Consider the following 20,719-nt stretch of genomic DNA (forward strand, 5'->3'; position numbering starts at 1 on the left):
TTCCAACTCCTTTATGGAAATTAATTTTGGAGGTCGAGGGTTGGTTTCCTGTTGTACGATTGGAGCAATTGCAAAAAAAGTAGCTCTATGAGCTACTTTTTTTGTATACATCTACACATCTTTAGTTTAAGGGAAATTAAGTGAGCCTTCCTTTTCACCCAGTTCAATCTCATGTTTCATCATAAAAAATCCTACTTTATTATTCTTTAGTGTCTTCGTCATTTTTGTATTCTAAAATATCCCCAGGCTGACAATCTAAAGCCTTACAAATCGCCTCTAAAGTTGAAAATCGAATTGCCAATTTCTGAAGCATCGTAAATGGCAAAAAGCCATACTGTTTCCGATTCCCTTTTCTGCTAATCCACCTATTATTTCTAACATATGATCGTGTGGGAAGTTTACTCTTGAGCCAAATGTATGTAATTCCAGGTTACTTTAGCTTTCTTTTGGAAAAGTCCGTATAAAATTTGGAAACTGCATCCATTAAATTCTTTAACAAATGCAGATGGAGCAGAAAATATATAGTTACCCCTCTTCGATTGTAAAAATTCCATGTCGAAGGTTAACTTTAAGAACATCTTCAGTAAGTAATCTAACTTTCTTCACTTTCTCCCACATAACAAGTGATACAATAACGTCCTTTACAGCGGTATGGCACTTTACATACATCATGACATCCTTCACACGCAAATAGCTTGAATCTATTTAAAATCTATACAATCACGAAATTTCTCAACCTCATTTATAACGATTGGCCGAACTTTAGCTCCGTGTTTGTTCTTAAATGCTTGTCAATGTTGATGTTTATCAAAAAAGATTTCTCTAAGAATATTCCTATCTATAAAAAGAAAAATACCACAGTCCAAATGACCATGGTAGACCCTAAAATTACAATTTCCAATTTTTTCAAAGAGGCACCAGCTGGCACCAGCTGGCACCAGCTATATTAAACTTATGTTCCGTAGAAAAAAAAGTTTATGAAATCTCTTTTTCCCTATCTTCCTTAGACTTGTGGTATCCATCTTTCCAGAAGTCTGCATTCTTTATTCCATATTTAGATGAATTGAATTCTGGATCTTTCCCTTGTTTAAGCTGTTCTTCGTAGTCCTTTAATGCAATAGACGCTGGTTTAAATAGCAGTAAGATGGCAATTAAGTTCAGCCACACCATTATTCCAAGCCCAATATCCCCCATTGCCCATGCTGTTGTTGAACTTTTTATAGATCCATAGAAAACGGAACCAATAAGAATGAGTTTTAAAACTACAATAGCTCTTCCTCTGTATCTGCCCCGTACTAGATAAGTCAGATTTGTCTCTGCAATATAATATAATGCATAAATTGTTGTGTAGGCAAATAAGAATAGGGCAATAGCAACAAATCCTGGTCCGAATCCAGGGAGTATGGTATCTACTGCTGCTTGAGTGTAACCAGCTCCTGGTTCAACTCCCGGAAGATTTTCAGTAATGAACTTTCCAGTTTTTTCATTTATTACATTATATTGATTTGTAAATAAAATCATCATTGCAGTTGATGTAACAACTAAGAATACGTCTAAATAAATGGAAAATGCTTGTACAAGACCTTGCTTAGCTGGGTGAGATACTTCAGCTGCTGCAGCTGGGTGAGCTCCAGTACCTTGACCGGCTTCGTTCGCATAGAGACCACGTTTTACTCCCCACATAACGGCTGAACCAAGAATTCCACCAAATAATTCTTCAGCCCCAAAAGCGCTTCGGAAAATTAATCCAAATACTTCCGGAATTTTTTCAAAATTTATTACTATTATTGCTAGTGCAATTAATAGATATCCTAGAGCCATAAAAGGGACCACTAACTCTGCAACTCTCGCAATACGCTTAACTCCACCAAAAATAGTAAATCCAACAAATGCGACAACAATTAAACCTGTAATTGTTTTGTCAATCCCAAACGCATTTTTCATTCCATCAGCAATTGCATTTGCCTGTATCCCTGGTTGCAAAACTGACATTGCAAGAAGTGTTGCGATTGCAAAAATGATGGCAAACCATTTCAATCCAAGTCCCTTTTCGATATAGTAAGCAGGCCCCCCGCGATACTCACCATCTTGCTTTTCTTTATAGATTTGAGCAAGCGTAGACTCAACGAAAGCTGCAGCTGCACCAAAAAAGGTAATCACCCACATCCAAAAGACAGCACCTGGTCCTCCATACGCAATACCTGTTGCGGTACCTGCAATATTCCCTACACCGATACGGACTGATAAAGACATCGCTAGTGCTTGAAATGAAGATACCCCTGCATCGGATCCCTTACCAGAAATAATAAGTCTTGCCATTTCCTTAATGTGCCGAATCTGCAGGAATTTTGTACGAAAACTAAAATAAATTCCACAGAAAACAATAAAACCAACTAGAATTGGACTCCACAGCCAACTGACAACATTGTTTACAATTTGATCGATCACGATGAACCCCCCATATTAAAATATTATTTTATTTATATAACAAATGATGTCATTATCATGAGAAAAACAATAAATGTTGCTGTATTTCAATTCCTTTTTGTTTCTACTAGTTCGTGGAGCCCGAATTTGTCTTTTCAGGTGTTTTCATAAATGTCAAAGCCTTCATGATAGCTGTGTATCCAGCTGTTGCTTTCAATAATTGATCGATTTCGATATATTCGTCATCAATATGTGCCATAGATTCAGGGGAAGGTCCGAAGCCAATTGTCGGAATCAACATTTCCCCTGCAAAATGACTGCCATTTGTACAGAAGGAATAGTGGGATAGCGCTGTTGGAAGACCTAGCAGTTTAAGCTCTTTCAAGGGAGCTTGCACAAAATCTTCCTGTTCTTCGAATAACCATCCTGGGAAAAAACGTTCATCACTTATTAACGCCCCTGTGTAGCATCGTTCTTCTCCATAAGCAAATTTAACTGTTGCCTTGAAATCAGGGTCTTCTGATTGAAGTTTATCTATTAAATTTTGAATTGGAGCCAGAACGGATTCTTTTGATTCCCCAACTAATAAACGACGGTCAAATGTTGCTGTGCATAATGATGGAACAACAGATGCACCCGGAAAAGGAGATGATTTTATATCTGTTAATTCTAAAATCCCTTCACCTAACACTTCATGTTCGGGGACAGGCAAGTCACGAATAGCCGAAATTAGTTTTGTCATGTGATAAACAGCATTAATCCCTTTATTAGGATTTGAGGAATGGGCAGGTTTACCAATCGCTTCGATTACGATTTCCGCACGTCCCCGTTGTCCACGGTTAAGCTGTAAATTTGTTGCCTCCCCAATTACAACAAAATCAGGTTTAACTAATTCACTAACTCGTCTTGTCGCAACCCCTTCAAAACACTCTTCGTGCACACTACACGATACGACTACTTTACCTGGGAAAGATTTATTATTATTTTTATTGAAATTTATACTAGCGGCAATCATCGCACTGACTGCCCCTTTCATATCAGATGTACCCCTCCCATATATTTTTCCATCTTTTATTTCTCCTGAAAAAGGGTCTATTGTCCATTGACCACGATTAACAGGTACTGTGTCAATATGACCATCAAACAACACAGTTGGCCCTGGTTGATCACCTTCCATAACAAGCATGACATTCCCATAGTCATCAACAATTACATCATCGAATCCTTTCAGTTTCCCAATCTTTTCAATTTCTTGTGCCACTAATTTCTCATCACCAGAATAACTCTGTATTTTTACTAGAGATTGACAAAGAGAAATCACCATTTGCTTTCCGCTTTCGGACAACATTACTTTCTCCTCCTTCGCTAAGAATTAATTTGGGCAAAGCCCTTCCCATACGACCTGTTGATATTTTGCTAGATCTGTATCCCCTTCTGTACTTATAAGTAGGACTCGTGAATTAGCATCTAGCGAAATCTCCTGACAAACTTTAGGATCGTCTATTAATTTGCGTAAGTAGTAAAGTACCCCTAAAGTCACTGCACCTGACTCTCCGGAGATAATACGCGGATCATCCTTAATTGGATTACCATACACACGCATTCCGAGTGTTGCTATACTATCATTACAAGAGAATCCTCCTATAGCATAATGACGCAATAACTCAAATGCTCTTGTATTTGGTTCCCCACAAGCTAATCCCGCCATAATTGTATTCATTTCTCCTGTAACAATTTCTCTACTACCTTCTTTAGTTGAAAACGATCTATAATAACAATCAGCTTGGTCTGGTTCGACAACAACAATAATTGGAGGATTATCTCGATAATAACGAACCATGTAACCGGCAATCGCAGCAGCAAACGAACCCACTCCTGCTTGAAGGAAAATATGCGTTGGTGGTTCTGCATTGTCTTGATTTATCTGTTCCACAATTTCCGTTGCCATCGAAGCATAGCCCTGCATAATCCAAAGTGGGATTTCCTCATAACCGTCCCAAGCTGTATCCTGCACCATGATCCAGCCATTTTTATTAGCTAAATCTGCACACATTCTAACTGTCTCATCATAATTGACTTCAGTGATATCTGCGGTAGCTCCTTCATCACGGATTGCTGTCAAACGCTGTATTGAAGAACCTTTTGGTAAATAAATGATACATGTATGCCCAAGCTCCCTTGCTGCCCAGGCGACTCCACGTCCATGGTTTCCATCAGTCGCTGAAATAAAAGTTAATTCTCCAAGCTTTTCTTTGATCTTAGAAGATTGTAATTTTTCAAAGGAAAGATCCTCAATACTTTCTCCCAGTTGATCAGCCAGATACTTCGCCACAGCGTATATTCCGCCCATTACCTTGAACGCATTGAGACCAAATCGCTGTGATTCATCCTTTACTCTTAAATCAGCAACGTTTAAATGCCTAGCTAAATGTTTTAATTGATACAAAGGGGTTTCATTGTAAGAGCTATGTGTCTTTTGAAATTGAAGGACTTTTTTTATGCCCCCTTCTGAAAATACTATTAAATCCTCTTCGTTATATTCAGGTGAATAAAAGTTGTTTTTCGCATACCTCATTACGGAATTTATTGTTTTCTGCATGTAAAAAGCCTCCTAATCTATTTTTGCGATTACCTCGATCTCAACTAGTGCCCCTTTAGGAATAGCTGAAACCTCGACACAGCTTCTTGCTGGCTTATGGGTGGTAAAATAAGAGCCATATACTTCATTAACGCTTTGGAATGACTCAATTGAATCTAGAAATATAGTTGTTTTTATAACTTCCTTCAAGCCAATGTTTAACTCAGACAAAAGTCCGATAATATTATTCATAATTCGCTCTGTTTGTTCTGCAGCTGTAATCCCTACAATATTCCCTTGTTCAATGTCCAAGGGTAACATTCCAGATAAATAAGCAACTCCGTTTACGATAACAGCTTGTGAATATGGACCCACAGCCTTTGGTGCTTTATTTGATTGAATTTGTTGAATCATGTACATCCTCCCTTTTATCTTTTCACTGTAAGAATATGCAAATATCATGCCAAGTTAGAAAACCCTATAGAACAAGGGTTTACATATAAAAAGAGCAATCATTCAGTATCATAATGAGACTAAATGATTGCTCTTTGTTTTGAAATTTCAGTAAACTTAACAGAATCTGTCGAAGTACCAAAACGATACTAAGTATCAATTTGATACTTATTTATTTTTCTGAACAAAGTTGCTCTTCCAATACCTAATAATTGACTTGCATTTTCGATATTTAACCCATGATGACTAACGTAATCCAGTGCTTTTATGATCATCTCTTTTTCCATCTCGTGAAGAGAAAATGAAGGAGCAGTACTTGTGTTATTGCCCTTATTAATATCTAATTTACGGAAAATTAATTCTTGGGCTCCGTCCATTGTTACCCATCCATTATTAATAAAATTAAATAAATACTCAATGAAATTCTTTAATTCTCTCACATTTCCTTGCCACGGATAATTTAACATTAGTTCTTTAACATCTTCTCCAAAGCCCAAAACATTTGCCTGAAAAAGCTCATTAAACTTGGATATAAAATGCTCACCTAGGACTAGAATATCTTCTTTTCGACTCCTTATAGGGGGGATGATAATAGGAATGACATTTAATCTGAAATACAAGTCTTCTCTGAAAGTGCCCTTTTTTACCATTTCATGTAAATCCTTATTCGTGGCAGCTATCACACGTACATCAACCGGTATAGGTGAAGTCCCTCCGAGATGCTCAATTTCTTTTTCCTGTAAAACCCGCAATAGTTTAACTTGCAACAATGAGGGCATTTCTCCTATTTCATCGAGGAATATTGAGCCTTTGTGAGCCAATTCAAACTTACCAGGTTTGCCATTATTATTTGCACCGGTAAATGCACCTTTCTCATAGCCAAATAACTCGCTTTCCAACAAATGCTCTGGAATAGCACCACAGTTTACCGTAATAAAGGGCTCTTCTTTACGCGTACTTGCAAGATGTATAGCTCTAGCAAATTCCTCTTTCCCAGTCCCGCTTTCACCTTGAATTAAAATGGTAGATTGAGATTGGGAAACTTTATAAGCATACTCTTTTACCTCTTTAATTTGCGGGCTAGCCCCTACTATTCGCTCAAATGGCTTCATTTGGCTTTCTGTTGTTTTTTCTGCTAAAAAGCGAATTTCATTTACATCTTGAATGATTAGTAAATAATCGGAATAACGCCCAGGCATAGAAAGTCTTTGCTTATTCATAAATAAAGATTTTACTTCCTTGTTAATGGAAATGCTTATGGTCTTACTAGTTTCAGGTCCCTGAATCATTTCCTCTAATACCTTCTTCACATCAGCTTGGGATGAACTATTATCATGGATACCTAATAGCATTTCTGCTTTTAAGTTCATTTCTTCAACGTTTCCATTCTTATCTAACACAATAATTCCTTGGTTAACGAGATTCATTATTTTTGCCATCTTCTTTGAGTTTCTAGTAAGCTGATGAATCATATCATGTTCATGTAATTTACTAGCTAAAAGATCGGCCATTTTGTCCAAGAATGTTAGAATTCCATCCGTGTTTTCGAACAACCTCTTTCGTTGCTCCTTATTAAATGCCAATAAACCGATTACACCGATTGGTTGGTCGTTAAAGTTAATAGGAGCACATATTTCTCCAGTTTCTGAACAATTTCTGAAAAATACACACCTTTCACAAACTTGTTCATAACCTGGATTTTCAATTATAACTGGTTGGCCAGTTCGAATTGCCGATTGATAGACTAAATCGCCTTCCATTTTATGAAGGACACTTACTTTGTGTTCTCCTGTACCTGCAACTCTTATAAAATGATGGTTTGCAATTTCGACTTCAATCTTCAAAACAGCTGCTATCGCATCGGCAATCCGCTGAGCAACTGGTTGAATATCCATCAAATCCATATTTCTATCCCCAATTCTATATTAATTTGGCTGTTTTTTAGCTCCCATTCTTACCAGCCCCCAGTAAGTAAAAAAGCGTCTCCACTTATTGTCGAAACGCTACCCGCTACTTTAAGTACATTCTTCATAATCTTTGTAATTCTTCTCTTAAAATAGAGTACATTTTTTTATTTAGTTTTAATACTGCTTTAATATTAACTCAACAGCTTTTGAGTGTTTGATAATGTTTTATGCGTGTCCCAAGAAACATACTTTGAAACATCTTCATTTGAAGCATACATACAAATAAATATCATCAACATCTTTTAAAGTTGTTTTTCTAAGTTTAATACGGTCTGTTTCAATGCTAGGAAAATCATTAAAATTTTTTTTGGCTTCCATAGGACACATTCATTTTTGTACCTATATAGTTTCTACATTAAACATTCCATAATTAAACTAACCTCCCGTTTAAATTTATATCTTGACATCTATAAACTTATCTTAACATATAACCGCAATTTTCCATTTATTCTATCAAATCGAAGTTCAAATTAGCACAGCAATTAACAATTCATTTCATACAAAAAGAGCTTGGATATTTACCAAACCCTTTTTCATTTAGCTATTTTATTATTCTTTAGTGTCTTCGTCATTTTTATATTCTAAAATATCCCCAGGCTGACAGTCTAAAGCCTTACAAATCGCCTCTAAAGTTGAAAATCGAATGGCTTTTGCCTTTCCATTTTTCAAGATAGAAAGGTTAGCCATTGTGATTCCAACGCGCTCCGAAAGTTCTGTTACGCTCATTTTCCTTTTAGCCAGCATCACATCAATATTGATTATAATCGCCATTGTTTTCACCTCAAACCGTTAAATCATTTTCTGATTTTATATCGATTGCATTTTTTAACAGCTTTTGAAGAACAGCGGCAAAAACGGCAATCACCATGGAAGCAAAAGGAACAACCAATCCAACAAAAATGACACCTGGGGCATCGTCTACTTCCGCAAAGAGATAGAAGAGCGGCAAGACTAGCACATGCAAGATACTGATTGTGATGGCACAGCGATTGATTTTCTTTAAAGCTATTACAGAAATTTGCGAGAAAGCTTCACTTTTATCAATATAGCGTAAAAGTTTGAAAGCCTGATACAAAGCAATGTAAAAAGGGATCGCGGATGCATAAAAAACGATGGAAACGAGATATTTTATATAAGCAATCTCTGGAAGCAATTTTGCAGTAACATTCCCTATCTCCGGAACCAAAAAGATGCACAATGCAAGAACGGGGATTCCCATAAGTACAACAACGAACTTTAAAAAAAGTGTTTCTCTATTCATATTAAGCACCTCATTTATTTATTGTTAATATAATTCTAATACTTTATTTATCGTTTTACAATAAATAAATATTGATTTTGATTGTATTATTATTGTTTCTTTTGATTTTTGACAAAATAAAAAGCATTCCCTATTAAAAGGAATACTCTATTACTTTGCTGTTTTCGTCTATTCATAAGGATGTTGTTATATTTCAGAACTCGTCCCGTGAAACTGAAGTAAATTGAAGAAATTTAGCGATCCGAGGCAATCTCCTGTGAACAAATATGCTATTGCCGTGGTGCAAATAACATGATCGAAACACCTATTAAACAGATCCCAGCACCTAGCCAATCATATAAATCGGGTGTTTTTTTATCAATGCCCCATCCCCACAGAACAGATAGAACAATAAATACACCACCGTAAGCAGCATAAACTCTACCGAATGACGGAAAGGATTGGAAAGTAGCGATTACACCGTATAAAGCTAATGCTATTCCACCCCCAATTCCCCAGTAAAAAGGTTTTCCTTCTCTTAACCATAACCAAATCAAATAGCCCCCACCAATTTCAGCTATTCCTGCAATTATAAACAAAATGATTGCACTAAAAATTTAAACCACTTCCTAAACCTTTATGTATATGTAGATTATAGTTTTGTTTGAGATCTAATTCCAGATAATGGCCCTAAAAAGGAAATAATGCTGACCTTGCTACAGGATAATTAGTTTTATATATCGATCTAGGTATAATTGCAAACCCCCTACCCATTTCATTGTTATTACTCCTTTTACCTCAAAAAAACTAATCGGAAGTTTTTCCGATTAGTTCCTTATAGCTTTACTCTTTTGTACCACTCTCTAAAGCTTCTACCTTATTTTAGAGAGCCTTTGTAAACAATCTAAATTATGATATATTTTCTTAGTGCATCATTCTGATTTATTATTGTTTTCTTTATTTCTATACCGATTTTTATTCTATTTAACAAAATACGAACGGGTTCTAATCTTTTTATTTCGAGATTTGAGGAATTTATGTTTTTTAACCTTATATACTAAAGAATTGCATAATAATATTAAACTAGTATTTGTTTGGATAAGTCTTTTACTAAATGTGATGTGATCTTTAAGAATTCATCTATATCACTTGCATCATGACAGTGTAATGGTGAAACTCGGATTGCACCATCTAAACCTAAAGATTCGATAATGCGCTTAGAATATAGACTTGTATTTACTCTCTCGTATACCGTGACACCACGTTTATAGTATTGCGCAACCGCTTCAGTATAACCTAAACCTTCTAAGCTAATTGCCGAAATTAGATCTCGATTTATCAATTCCTGTGAATCCAGCAAAACATTTACTCCCTTGATATGACGCAATCCCGGGACATCTTTAGTTCCTTCCAACATGCGTTGCAACAAAGCTCTTTCATGAAGATGAATATGTGTCATACCAGCAACATATAAATGACGTCTATCTTTGGAATCCGTAAAATGTTCACCTATCCAGCAAACATAGTCCACGACAGCGCTAATTGCTGCAAAATTTGGATGAGGGAATGTGCCAAGTTCCCATTCATTTTCAGGCTTTGCAAATAATTTATGATGTGGAAGTTTTGCAACGCGATCCGAGATATATCCATATCCACAACCTCGTACACCAAATGCTTTATATGGGGCAAAATTGATTCCATCAAGCTGAAATTTTTCTACCTCCAAAACAGCATGTGGCATATGCTGCACTGCATCTGAAATAATATATAAATCAGGTTTGATTTTTCTAGCTTCTCTTACTACTTCTTCCATATCTATGATATTACCGGATATGTTTGATGCGCTGATAACACTCAACAAACAAGTGTTTTCATCTATATGTCTTATAATCTCGTCTGTATCTATACCACCTGTATTTGGATTAGCCATAGCAACACGTAACTCTTTTCCTGTCTTTTCAGCATAATACTTGGCTGAATCATATGCTGATGGATGTTCTATAGAAGTTGTAACCACATTAGTACCAGGTACATTTTCAACTATTGCCTGTGTAATTTGAAACATTACCTGTGATGCAGTTAGCTCTGTTACCAAACTACCTGTTTTGGCCCCGAAAATTACCTGCATTATATCACGTATACCGTCCTCTTTAACCTTTTGAAGCATCAGTGCTGTGTCATGAATCCTTTCTGGGCAATCAGGTATTTCTTCGTAGCGGGATTTAGCCTCGACTGCAGATTTTAGGCGAAATGATCCACCGGAGTTTTCAAAAAAAAGTCTTTTTCTACCTAAATTATCATGATCAACATAGTAAAATTTATCCTTTATTTCTTTTTGCAGTTCTGAATTAAAGAATATTCCTGTATTTTCGCTGTTCATTTTTTACCTCCATGATTGAATCTACATTTCTATCTAATTCCATAAAACTCTTTACAGCTGCAAGGAAAATATCTACTTCTTCTTCAGTGCTATAATAGTGAATAGATACCCTTACGCCACCCACACCAGTAGAACAGCGAAGTGAGACATATATATTATGATCTTGCAAATAACGTATAAGTCTACGCTCTTTTTCTATAGTACTGTTCTTCAATTGATTAAAATTAAAGGATACAATTGAGGACATATTTTTTTCTTCTCCTGGACTTTCTAAATATACTCCCAACTCACTTAGACCATCATATAATCTCTTATTTAGATATAAAATTTTCTTTTCGACATTCTCCATACCGAAGTCATTTAAAACACTTATTGATTCAGAAAGTCCCATAGCGCCAATATAATTACCATAGCCGCCAATTTCAAACACAGATGCATCCTCTGCTAATACGTACTCATCAAAAGGATGCCTTCTTGGATCTTCTAAATAAGTTAAGTAATCTGCATATTTGCTTGGCACTTGTATATCAAAATAGGAATAGTAACTTGGTTTCAAAGTCTTTAGATGTTCACGCTTTATATATAAAAAACCCATGCCAAACGGATTCCCTAACCATTTTTTACCCCCGCTACAATAAAAATCCATCCCAATATCTCGTACGTTTACTTGCAGCGAACCAACTTCTTGGATACCATCAACTATATAGTAGCAACCATACTCTTTTGCTAATTTTCCTATTTCTTTAACATCTGCACGAAATCCGTTTATTTCTTGAACTGATGCCAACAGGATTACCTTTGTATTTTTATCGATATACCTTCTAAAATCATCCGCAGTAACCTTTCCTCCACTTGTTTTAACCTGACGAAGCTCGAATCCAACTTCTTCTTGCCGCCTTTTCCAACAAACAGTAGAAGCTTGGTATTCTAGATCACAAATGAGGACATTATCCCCTTTTTTCAATGGCAATCTATCAACTAAAATTCCTAGAGCATGTGATGTACATTGAACTAATGCTATCTCTTCTCTATCACATCCTATGAAGTCTGCAACCTCTTTACGAGCAGTTACAAGTGAAGTTCTTTGAACACGAGTTACATCACTAGTAGAAAGATCAGTGTCTCGAAGCATGTCTGTAAATTTTTTTGCTACTTCCAGTACACGTGGATTAACAAGTGATGTTGCAGCGTTATCTAAATATATCTTTCTCATTCTTTATTAAACTTCCTTTCGATTCTATTTATATCGATTGGAACGCAAATGCTTATTAAACAGACATGAGTGAAGAATCGTTATGGATGTAATCCGTCAATAATTGTTCAAATAGTTTCAACCCCATACTATGGCTTGGTGAAATGTTGTGTTTATGCTTAATCATATAGCATATACGGTCTGGTGGTGACATAGATCCCAAATCACACATTTCTATATTTGAATTTTCCGAAAACAGAGTGTTGAATGCACTTACAGGAACAACAGCCCAATTGTTTTCAATATTCATGAAATGGTTAAGAACTGACATAGAATCTGTTTCTAACTGTGGCGAAAATGATTCACCCCACCATTTATTATGCCAATGCTCAAATTCCTTACCCCAATTCATAAAAATTTCTTTGCTAGGATCCAATTCAGCTGGATGCCCAATATTTCGCTTTCCTTTATTACCATTGTTTATAGCAATACACATACACTGTTTAAAAATAGGTTCTATTACTACATTCCTAACATTACGCTCAAAGGAAACAAATGCGACATCAATTTCTCTATTTTCAACAAACTTATAAAGCTCCATTGATTGATGAGTTCGAACCTGTAAAGTAACAGGCACATCATTTTTGGAAATTTGCAAATATATAGGATATAGTACTGTATTATGAAAGCTATCAACTGAACCAATTATTAAAGACGGTACAAGATTATGTTTTAATTTTTTTGTTTCATTAAACAATAGCATCCAACGTTCTGCGATCTCAATAAATTCTTCACCCTGCTTAGTAAGTTCAATAAAACGATTTCCCCTAAACCGAATGATTAATTGCGTACCCAGTTCATTTTCCATAAGCTTTAGACGGTTACTTAAAGCAGATTGAGTTAAATGTAGATTTTCAGAAGCTTTAGTAATATTAAGTGTTTTAACAATTTCCAAGAAAGCTTCTATATATTCCTTTTTCATAATATACCTCCTGATTGATCTACCTTATGCAGTATAAATCATAAATCAATCATATAACACGTCTTAAAGCAAAAGTTAATATTCTAAATGAATACTAAAAGTAATTAACTTGTTTTTCTTATTGTGTTACTATTTATAGGATTTTTGAGAATTTCTATATCATTGCCCGTAACTTTTTCATAACGTCTATCCCAGCCAGTAATAATACTTATAAGGAACACTACAAACAATAAGATTGCGTGGAATGAGTACATAGGTATTGACATAACTGAGAAGGATTCTGATAATACACCAGATGAAACGGCCAAACCAAACATAACCATCATAGATGCATTGTATGGAAGTACACCTGCAGTCGCACATGAAAAACCGTCTAAAATATTTGCACCGCGTCTCCTATCCAGATTAAATTTCTTAAATAGTTTATTAGCAACAGGTCCTATCATAACGATTGCGACTGTATTAATAGCTGTTGCTACAGTTCCCATGACAGTTAGGAACGCTACCATTAATTCGGCCTGCCTTGGGGTCTTGCACTGACTACCTGCAGTTTTAACAAATTCTTCAAAGTTTCCACTAGCTTTTGTCAATTCAAGTAAAGCAAACAAGAATATCTGAAAAACAATGATACTGAGCATACCTGAGATCCCTGCTACTATTGGACCTTCAATATTAATAATGAATTCTAAAGACATAAATCCCATGGAAATGTTTAAAATAATTGCAACAAGGTTGCAGGTCAGTAGTACAGTAACCAAGTCTTTTCCTTTGATCATAAGGAATACCATGATAGCTGGTATTACTAGCATGATTAATGTCTTTGGGCCACCTGCATCTTCCACTAGAGTTTCAGGTAACTGATTTGTAGTCATCTTGCCGAATATCACATAAAGAATACTCGCAATAAAACCTGCAATAAGAGAGTATTTCAGCCTGTTTTTAACTACTTTTGGGACTTCAGATTCCATAGTTAAAGATGATGCTATAGTTGTATCAGAAATTGGAGCTAAGTTATCACCGAAGAACGCCCCGCTAATGATTGCGCCCAATATTAATGCAGGATCACAGCCTAATCCTACTGAAAGCGGTAACAAAATAGGAGTTGCCGTAGCTACTGTACCTCCTGCAGTACCAGTGGCAGTTGAAATAGCCGCACATGCCAAAAAGGTAATTAGTGGCAAATATGCAGCATCCAATCCAAGTGTAGTACTCAACCAAAGCAAACCATCGATCAGACCACTTTGTCGAAGAAGATGTGATAAAATACCCGCAAATATAAATATCATCACCAGAACAGAAAACATCGGATCAGTCAGCCCTTTGAGTGAAACATCACTAAACTGTTTCTTGTCTTTTGAAAATAGGAAACTTAAAGACAATGCAAAAAAACCGGCCGCCCAAAACACCTTTAAAGAAATATTATCAGTAATAACAAAAGCAAGCATAAATACAACGAGTGAACCAAGTGGTATCCAACCACCAATTTTCCCTCCATAAAATTGGAGTTTCTTATCATGGTTAACGCTTTCCATCAAATAATTCCTCCCTTCAAATTTATCCCAGAAATATTATCTTGGATTGTATCAAATTATAACACCTCAATCTATTAATAAATAATTCGTCATTTTTATTAATATAATAAACAAAATTTCTTTTATGTCGTTTATTGTCTAAATTATGTATCAATTCCTAACTGTTTTGCAACTCCATCCGGCCTACTAAGTGATTTCTAAAATGGGTGAATGAAGTGGTTGATATTAGGGAGCAAATGCCACTATTGCTTCTTATAAAATAAGATTAGTTGTCTATTAATAGATACAATGAATAAATTAGATCCATGTAACAAAAGGATTCCCTTTTCTTAATCAAACGCCTATTCCTCTCTACTCACCAAATCCCCAAACCGCCCATACTCCTTAGCTCCACCGTCCCGATCGGTCCATTCCGCTGCTTGGCAAGAATGATTTCAATGATGTTCTGCTTCTTTGACTGTTTATGATAATAGTCATCGCGGTAGAGAAAGGCGATGACATCGGCATCTTGTTCGATTTGGCCGCTTTCACGCAGGTCAGAAAGCATCGGGCGTTTATCCTGCCTACTTTCAACGCCCCTGCTCAGCTGGGAAAGTGCGATCACAACAACATTCAATTCTCTTGCCATATGCTTTAACTTCCTGCTAATTTCGCTAATTTCTGCCTGCCGATTCGATTGATGCTTTGGATCTCCGACAATTAATTGCAGATAATCAATGACGACAAGGATTCTTTTCTGACCACCGTACTCCCTTTTTATCTTTCGCAGCTTTGACCAAATATAATTTACATCCATGCCCGCTCCATCAAAAATATGCAAATTCGCTTTCGATACCATCCCCATCGCATGAGAGAATTTCTCCCAATCCTCCTCATTAAAAAGTCTCCTTGGATTCCGCATTTTCATCGAGCTTATCTTCCCTAAGCTGCTGACCGCTCTTTTTAACAACTGCTTCTTCGACATTTCCAATGAAAAAATAAGGACAATATCGTCTTCCGAGGCATTCATGGCAATATTTAAGGCAAAAGCCGTTTTCCCAACACTCGGGCGCGCTCCAACGACAATCAAATCTGATTCTTGAAACCCGCCTGTCAGTCGATCCAGCTTCTTAAAACCAGCTGGAATACCCGTAATATCACCGAGATCCTTTCCACTATCTGTATACAAATCGATTAAAGATGGCATGATCTCGCCAAGCTCGTCATCACCGAGATGATCTTCTATCAGCATTAAGTCATGGATCCCTTCGCGAAGTGTGGTCGCAATATCTCCAGCAGATACATCATCCCTGATTCGGCCAGCAATTTCGACTGCTTTCCGCTTTTGAGCATATTCCTTCACTACGTCCTCGTAATAACGGAATTTGGCTGTCGAGGGTACACCGTAAGCAAGATCGTTTATGTAGCTAATTCCACCAACGCTTCCGAGGTTTTCCACGCCAATTTCTTCCATAACGGAAATCAGATTAATCGGCTTTTCCTTCACATCGAGTTGCTGAATGGCTGCAAATAGCCGCTGTAATTCTTTCAAGTAAAACTGATCGGGCCTTAACNNCTTTCTGATTAAAGAGCCCGTACTCCTGCATTAGCCCTCACCCCGTCTAATTCCTAATATTTTTCTCATTCTGGCAAGTTCTCTCTCTACAACTTCCCTACTAGCTGGTCTGTAGTCAATGTGTAAAATGTGCATCGTATCATCACAGCTTGGGACAACTCGGGAAACGGCTGCTGGTTTTCTAATCAAGTCCGAAATCTTCGGAGGATAAGGAGATTCTGCTACAAAGTCAAGCAAGTTTCTGTGCAGCTGATCAACGGAAAACCCCTTCAACACTTGATTCCACAAATTAACCTTTTCCTGATTCAATTCAAACTGCTCGTAATACATTGAAATCAATGTCATTAAATGAAATGTTTCCCGCTTAGTCATCTAAATCAAAATCCTCCTCCCGCCACTGTTTCTTCGGCGATTTCTGGTTTAAATACGATTCAAACTTCGTCCCAAACAGTGTCTCTGGCCTGAGATATTTATTCCAATTCGGATCATTCAGCCACTCTGCCGCCTTCAGGTCAATCACCTTTTTAAAATCATCCAGCCTAAAGCCTTCCTTCCACCTTGCGCGGATGAGCTCCATCGATTTTCTCGTCCCCGCTCTGTAAGTGGCATTCGTTTTGTCATTCAAGTATTGAATCACTTCGGAAAAAGGGATATTATTTATCTCTGTTGTAGTCTCTGTAGGAATCTCTGGTATTGCTTGTGTCATCCTGCCTTCCTGTTCAGTGCAATCTGAAGAGCTGTTAAGCTCATTCTGATCAGACGGCTGCTCATTATGCCCATCCAATTCTGAAAGCTTCTCATAATCGATGCTGTACCATTTCGTCTGATCCATTTTCGAACGATTAAAATTAGCAGCAATTAAATATCCTTGATTCTCTAGCGACTTAATTGTCCGCTTAATCGTACTCTCCGACCAAAACGGCAGCTGCACATGCCATTCCTTATACGTGTTATAAATCCACTTTCGCCCCTCCATTACATGTGAACTCTTCACTAGCCAATAATGAATCTGCTGCAAAACCACCGCCTCGTTTAACCCCATCTTCAAAGCCAAAGACGGAATAATCATAATTGGATTTTCATTGATTAATAGTTTGCTCATTCGTTTGCCTCCAATCCTTCTATTTTTTAAAAGCAGCTCTCAATCACCTGACCAATCTGAGATCTTCCATTTGCTCACGGCTTTCAATCTTTATATATAGAGAGTTTGGAGAAAAGGACAGGGTGAAATAAAAAAAAAACGCCGAATAACAAATAAAGGCTTGTTATCCAACGTTTAAGTGAATCGTGTTCATTGCATTTTGTAAATACTAACAATTTTTTTATAGATCAGTGAATTACTTCCGTACCCGCTACCCAATCATAAACATTTTTCCTTTTTTTATTAGTAAGTGGAATTATTAAATATACTAATATTACAAGATTGACAGCATTCAGAATCACATAAATAGTAATCTCTGAGAAGTCAGTTGGAAGCATTAATCTCCATATACCGAAATGAGCAACCTCCCAAGGAAGAAACTTGATAGCTGTTCGCAAAGCTGAGCGACCGAATCCAATTCGCTGAGCGACACCGTCAACAACACGGATGCCCAGTTTTCTCTTCCCCCATGTTCCCTGCCATTTAGAACAATCACTTAAAATAAAATAAAGCGAAACTGGCAGCGTCATCATAAAAAAACCTGTCAGTTCAGCTGTTACTGGGGAACTTGAAAATAAGGGGTTTATAGCTGATCGAAATACAAAAGAAATCGTTGCTACAACAAAAATGCCGTATATAACGATAAGGAGATAATCTAATAAGAAAGCGTAAATGCGGATTTTAAATGACGCATAGCACATAGTGATAGGCTCCTCCATTTCCGTTTTCATGATCTCCTAAAAAGCAACTCCTTACTTTATATTCCCGCAAAACTCAAAATATTTATTACACACAGAAACTTAAAAAGAATGTGGAGTCACGGAAAAAAGGATGACAGCATTTTCATTAAAAAAATTTTCCCATTTATGCTTCAAATGGATGTTATTTTGACACTATCACCAGTAATGTAATCAGAGAGAAAAAGACCGACTTTTGAGTCGGTCTTTCAGCATTTCAAGATAATGTAACATTAAACTAATTCAACATAAATTTTTCTAGTTTCTTTTCCCGTTTGTTCCCAAAATAACAGCCTTCTTGTACATCACCAACATACATATATCCAAGTCTTTCATAATACTCGTTAAGCTTGGTGTTTGAAGCCTGACAGTCTAATCTAACCGCATCGACACCGTTATCAAGTGCCATCTGTTCACATAAGTTTATCATTTTTATCCCAACACCTGGAACCTCTGTATCGCTAACTAGGTTGTGAATATAGTAATTTTTTGACCCATCGTTAGTCCATCGCTTATCTTCTTCGAGCAATACGACCGCACCAACAACCTTACCCATCAGTTTATCTTCCATAACGTAAAGTTGACCAGCTTCAACTTTGTTTATAAAATAGGCTCTTGGATACGATTCGAGATAATTTGTTCTATTCCACTGATTTAAATTGTTTTTATCCATCCATATTATCCGCTTTTCTATAAGATGATATATTTCATCAACATCTCTTGTTATTGCTTTCCTGAAAGCATAGTTATCCATACTTGACCGATTACCATTCTTTGCCATATTGTCCTGTCCTGCCATTTCAAATTTTCACAATCACCTTCATTTTATTTTAACATAAAAGATACCAATCCTTGATTTTTCGAAATGAATCAAATTGACATTTTTTGTCAGGCTAATCCAGCATAATGACGCAACAGTTTAGCAACTTGATTATTCCCTTGTTCTATCGCTATTTCCAATGCCGTTTTTCCACCATCAACCTTTGCATGTACAGAAGCACCATGTTTAATAAGAAGACTAATCAGGTCCGAGTTATTATCATGAAATGCAGCAGTATGTAGCGCTGTATGCCCATTGCTATCAAAAATATTTGCTTTCGCATTATTCTTTAACAGGAGTTCAATGACTTCTAAATTTCTTTCTCCTGCGATTGCGGCATGAAGAGCTGTATTTGAAGGAATAAACTCTATCTTTGAATGAGAAACGGCATTAATATCTGCATTGTAATTTAATAGGATCTGTACAGCATCTTTATTTCCAAAATGCGATGCAATTCCTAGTGGTGTTAATCCTTGCTCATTTTCTATATTTGATAAAGATAGGTTAGATATAAGAGCCTTTTCTAATGCAGCAAGATCGTTGGATTCAATAGCTTGAAATACATCATTCACTTTTATATTCAAATTAATCCCTCCATTGTCTTTTAATTGATGAAATAAAAATATAATAAAAAGAATTTACTTTACTTCAATTTGTATTAAATTTGTATCCATTTTCAATCGTTCTCTTAATTCTTCTGTCATATTAAAAGAGAACTTTTGATCAGCTTTTACATCTGCTAGCTGATAACCTTGTGCTGTATTAACAGTGCCATCCATTCCGATTGGTATCCAATTAGAAGTATCGATATTTAACAAATGGTCAATATAATTCCCACTAACTCTTCCTTTATCTAACCATTCGTCTGGTAAAAAATCGTACCCCAATATCTTTTCAGATAATAAAATTTCAACTTCCCCCGCTGAAATAGTTACTCGTCCGTTTTTAGGAATAGATTCCCCATTAACTTGTAACTCATATAAAAACTGATTTTGGGCGAATTCCAACATTTCTTCATCCGATAAATGATTAATCACTTGCTTGATGGTCGTCACTAAATGCTGATTACGTTCATTTAGAAAATCATTTTGTGTTTGCAACGATTCTATTTCATTTATATCCATGTCAACTTCCTCTACCAAACTTTGAGCTTGACCTTGTTTTTCGTTTTGCTCATCACTACACCCAACTAGCGAAAATAGACTTAATGTAATTCCAGTAAATAATAAATTTTTTAGCATGTTTAAGCCCCATTCCTATACACATTTCCTAATAATAACAAAAGCCGCTAAATTTATTGGTGCTTTTTTAAGCAACAATATACTCTTTAATGACGTTATGTTTTATTAATTTCGCACAACTCTCCTGCTTCGTTAGTTGAATAATTTCAACAAAAAGAGCGTTAATCCTTCTTAACGTTAATTATGATATTATAAAAAAACGTCTTATCCCATATGTACCAAGGGTTAAGACATTTCTATTACCAAGTTTATTAAAGCGTTAATTTGTAATAGATTTACCATTGATATTGACTCTGATAAGTGTGTATTTTACACCATAACCGGTGAGTTTAATGGAGTCCCGGTTGTAGACTTATCCATTTGTAAACTTTTGTACTGCACACTGATATTAGTAAGAATGGAGTTGATTGGTCGGAACTAATGCAAATGCCATTTATTAATATTATTGAAAAACTAGCGAAATAAAAGATAGTA

At 36.2% G+C, this 20,719-nt stretch carries 19 protein-coding genes and 3 pseudogenes; all 22 read right to left on the reverse strand.

The features are described 5' to 3' along the window. Positions 1 to 199 precede the first annotated feature (199 nt). Positions 200 to 298, reverse strand: a pseudogene (locus V7149_RS09795) (helix-turn-helix domain-containing protein); the annotation flags it as partial. Positions 299 to 301: 3 nt separating this feature from the next. Further along, positions 302 to 842, reverse strand: a pseudogene (locus tag V7149_RS26495) (transposase zinc-binding domain-containing protein); the annotation flags it as partial. A gap of 133 nt (positions 843 to 975) precedes the next feature. After that, the gene (locus V7149_RS09805; RefSeq protein ID WP_438824105.1) at positions 976 to 2,445 is read right to left on the reverse strand and encodes an alanine/glycine:cation symporter family protein; all 1,470 of its coding nucleotides are present in this window, start codon (positions 2,443 to 2,445) and stop codon (positions 976 to 978) included. 109 nt (positions 2,446 to 2,554) lie between these two features. Then, positions 2,555 to 3,775, reverse strand: a complete 1,221-nt coding sequence (locus V7149_RS09810; RefSeq protein WP_335345453.1) for a YgeY family selenium metabolism-linked hydrolase — start codon at positions 3,773 to 3,775, stop codon at positions 2,555 to 2,557. Positions 3,776 to 3,799: 24 nt separating this feature from the next. After that, entirely contained in the window at positions 3,800 to 5,026 is a 1,227-nt protein-coding gene (dpaL, locus tag V7149_RS09815; protein ID WP_335345454.1) for a diaminopropionate ammonia-lyase, read from the reverse strand. A gap of 12 nt (positions 5,027 to 5,038) precedes the next feature. Continuing rightward, on the reverse strand, positions 5,039 to 5,419 hold the full coding sequence (locus tag V7149_RS09820; protein ID WP_438824104.1) for a Rid family detoxifying hydrolase: 381 nt from the start codon (positions 5,417 to 5,419) through the stop codon (positions 5,039 to 5,041). Between the two features lie 188 nt (positions 5,420 to 5,607). After that, on the reverse strand, positions 5,608 to 7,362 hold the full coding sequence (locus V7149_RS09825; protein ID WP_335345455.1) for a sigma-54-dependent Fis family transcriptional regulator: 1,755 nt from the start codon (positions 7,360 to 7,362) through the stop codon (positions 5,608 to 5,610). 612 nt (positions 7,363 to 7,974) lie between these two features. Continuing rightward, on the reverse strand, positions 7,975 to 8,196 hold the full coding sequence (locus tag V7149_RS09830; protein WP_335345456.1) for a helix-turn-helix domain-containing protein: 222 nt from the start codon (positions 8,194 to 8,196) through the stop codon (positions 7,975 to 7,977). Between the two features lie 10 nt (positions 8,197 to 8,206). Next, positions 8,207 to 8,686 carry a DUF2975 domain-containing protein gene (locus V7149_RS09835; RefSeq protein WP_335345457.1) on the reverse strand — a complete coding sequence of 160 codons (480 nt, stop codon included), beginning with the start codon at positions 8,684 to 8,686 and terminating at the stop codon, positions 8,207 to 8,209. Positions 8,687 to 8,955: 269 nt separating this feature from the next. Then, positions 8,956 to 9,282, reverse strand: a complete 327-nt coding sequence (locus V7149_RS09840; protein WP_335345469.1) for a YnfA family protein — start codon at positions 9,280 to 9,282, stop codon at positions 8,956 to 8,958. A gap of 461 nt (positions 9,283 to 9,743) precedes the next feature. Next, positions 9,744 to 11,045, reverse strand: a complete 1,302-nt coding sequence (locus tag V7149_RS09845) for an aminotransferase class V-fold PLP-dependent enzyme (protein ID WP_335345458.1) — start codon at positions 11,043 to 11,045, stop codon at positions 9,744 to 9,746. Continuing rightward, entirely contained in the window at positions 11,014 to 12,258 is a 1,245-nt protein-coding gene (locus V7149_RS09850; protein WP_335345459.1) for an aminotransferase class V-fold PLP-dependent enzyme, read from the reverse strand. Before V7149_RS09850 ends, V7149_RS09845 begins: the two co-directional genes overlap by 32 nt. Before the next feature lie 55 nt (positions 12,259 to 12,313). Then, entirely contained in the window at positions 12,314 to 13,219 is a 906-nt protein-coding gene (locus V7149_RS09855) for a LysR family transcriptional regulator (RefSeq protein ID WP_335345460.1), read from the reverse strand. A gap of 104 nt (positions 13,220 to 13,323) precedes the next feature. Next, positions 13,324 to 14,751 carry a Na+/H+ antiporter NhaC family protein gene (locus V7149_RS09860; RefSeq protein WP_335345470.1) on the reverse strand — a complete coding sequence of 476 codons (1,428 nt, stop codon included), beginning with the start codon at positions 14,749 to 14,751 and terminating at the stop codon, positions 13,324 to 13,326. A gap of 355 nt (positions 14,752 to 15,106) precedes the next feature. Continuing rightward, positions 15,107 to 16,315, reverse strand: a complete 1,209-nt coding sequence (gene dnaB / locus V7149_RS09865; protein WP_438824106.1) for a replicative DNA helicase — start codon at positions 16,313 to 16,315, stop codon at positions 15,107 to 15,109. A 21-nt stretch (positions 16,316 to 16,336) separates the two neighbouring features. Beyond that, positions 16,337 to 16,678, reverse strand: a complete 342-nt coding sequence (locus V7149_RS09870; RefSeq protein ID WP_335345462.1) for a replicative helicase loader/inhibitor — start codon at positions 16,676 to 16,678, stop codon at positions 16,337 to 16,339. Beyond that, positions 16,671 to 17,408 carry a conserved phage C-terminal domain-containing protein gene (locus tag V7149_RS09875; protein ID WP_335345463.1) on the reverse strand — a complete coding sequence of 246 codons (738 nt, stop codon included), beginning with the start codon at positions 17,406 to 17,408 and terminating at the stop codon, positions 16,671 to 16,673. The genes V7149_RS09870 and V7149_RS09875 overlap by 8 nt, the downstream gene beginning before the upstream one ends. A gap of 227 nt (positions 17,409 to 17,635) precedes the next feature. Continuing rightward, positions 17,636 to 18,178 (reverse strand): RDD family protein, encoded by a 543-nt coding sequence (locus V7149_RS09880; protein WP_335345464.1) that lies wholly within the window; start codon positions 18,176 to 18,178, stop codon positions 17,636 to 17,638. A gap of 69 nt (positions 18,179 to 18,247) precedes the next feature. Continuing rightward, positions 18,248 to 18,348 (reverse strand): annotated as a pseudogene (locus V7149_RS09885) (DNA-binding protein); the annotation flags it as partial. Between the two features lie 74 nt (positions 18,349 to 18,422). Beyond that, complete coding sequence (locus V7149_RS09890; RefSeq protein ID WP_335345465.1) at positions 18,423 to 18,965, reverse strand: GNAT family N-acetyltransferase; 543 nt, start codon at positions 18,963 to 18,965, stop codon at positions 18,423 to 18,425. A 107-nt stretch (positions 18,966 to 19,072) separates the two neighbouring features. Next, the gene (locus V7149_RS09895; protein WP_335345466.1) at positions 19,073 to 19,588 is read right to left on the reverse strand and encodes an ankyrin repeat domain-containing protein; all 516 of its coding nucleotides are present in this window, start codon (positions 19,586 to 19,588) and stop codon (positions 19,073 to 19,075) included. Between the two features lie 54 nt (positions 19,589 to 19,642). Next, positions 19,643 to 20,245, reverse strand: coding sequence for a hypothetical protein (locus V7149_RS09900; RefSeq protein ID WP_335345467.1), 603 nt, complete (start codon positions 20,243 to 20,245; stop codon positions 19,643 to 19,645). Positions 20,246 to 20,719: the final 474 nt, after the last annotated feature.

Origin of the sequence: Bacillus sp. JJ1503, assembly GCF_036965125.1 — a bacterium.
In the GTDB taxonomy this organism is placed as follows: Bacteria; Bacillota; Bacilli; order Bacillales; family Cytobacillaceae; genus Cytobacillus.

Excerpts from the sequence above, each read along its gene's own strand:
- V7149_RS09810 (WP_335345453.1), bottom strand. The coding sequence starts at position 3,775 with ATGTTGTCCGAAAGCGGAAAGCAAATGGTGATTTCTCTTTGTCAATCT.
- dpaL (WP_335345454.1), bottom strand. The coding sequence starts at position 5,026 with ATGCAGAAAACAATAAATTCCGTAATGAGGTATGCGAAAAACAACTTT.
- V7149_RS09820 (WP_438824104.1), bottom strand. The coding sequence starts at position 5,419 with ATGATTCAACAAATTCAATCAAATAAAGCACCAAAGGCTGTGGGTCCA.
- V7149_RS09825 (WP_335345455.1), bottom strand. The coding sequence starts at position 7,362 with ATGGATTTGATGGATATTCAACCAGTTGCTCAGCGGATTGCCGATGCG.
- V7149_RS09830 (WP_335345456.1), bottom strand. The coding sequence starts at position 8,196 with ATGGCGATTATAATCAATATTGATGTGATGCTGGCTAAAAGGAAAATG.
- V7149_RS09835 (WP_335345457.1), bottom strand. The coding sequence starts at position 8,686 with ATGAATAGAGAAACACTTTTTTTAAAGTTCGTTGTTGTACTTATGGGA.
- V7149_RS09845 (WP_335345458.1), bottom strand. The coding sequence starts at position 11,045 with ATGAACAGCGAAAATACAGGAATATTCTTTAATTCAGAACTGCAAAAA.
- V7149_RS09850 (WP_335345459.1), bottom strand. The coding sequence starts at position 12,258 with ATGAGAAAGATATATTTAGATAACGCTGCAACATCACTTGTTAATCCA.
- V7149_RS09855 (WP_335345460.1), bottom strand. The coding sequence starts at position 13,219 with ATGAAAAAGGAATATATAGAAGCTTTCTTGGAAATTGTTAAAACACTT.
- V7149_RS09860 (WP_335345470.1), bottom strand. The coding sequence starts at position 14,751 with ATGGAAAGCGTTAACCATGATAAGAAACTCCAATTTTATGGAGGGAAA.
- V7149_RS09870 (WP_335345462.1), bottom strand. The coding sequence starts at position 16,678 with ATGACTAAGCGGGAAACATTTCATTTAATGACATTGATTTCAATGTAT.
- V7149_RS09875 (WP_335345463.1), bottom strand. The coding sequence starts at position 17,408 with ATGAGCAAACTATTAATCAATGAAAATCCAATTATGATTATTCCGTCT.
- V7149_RS09880 (WP_335345464.1), bottom strand. The coding sequence starts at position 18,178 with ATGAAAACGGAAATGGAGGAGCCTATCACTATGTGCTATGCGTCATTT.
- V7149_RS09890 (WP_335345465.1), bottom strand. The coding sequence starts at position 18,965 with ATGGCAAAGAATGGTAATCGGTCAAGTATGGATAACTATGCTTTCAGG.
- V7149_RS09900 (WP_335345467.1), bottom strand. The coding sequence starts at position 20,245 with ATGCTAAAAAATTTATTATTTACTGGAATTACATTAAGTCTATTTTCG.